At 64.6% G+C, this 280-nt stretch carries 1 protein-coding gene; it reads left to right on the top strand.

Features of this window, described 5'->3' with window-relative positions; genetic code table 11:
- On the top strand, positions 1–280 hold a 280-nt coding region (locus ACZ9XP_RS17960; protein ID WP_465188968.1), incomplete at both ends, for a hypothetical protein.

Genomic DNA, 280 nt, shown 5'->3' with positions numbered 1-280 from the left:
CGTGAACGGCAAGCCGTTCACCGGTCTGGTGCAGGCCGACAAGACCTTCAGCATCAACGTACCGGGCGCCGAGCTGGTGGCCGACGCCGACAAGGTGATCGAGGCCAGCGTCACCACCCGTGACGAATCCGGCAACAGCATCACCGTCAGCGACACCGAAGGCTACAGCGTCGACACCGTCGCCCCGGACAACCGTACCGCCAGCATCAGCGTCAACGACATCACCGCCGACAACGTGGTGAACGCCGCCGAAGCCGATGAAGACATCACCGTCAGCGGC

The organism is Vogesella perlucida, assembly GCF_979366545.1.
This window is presented reverse-complemented; position numbering and strand designations above follow the sequence as displayed.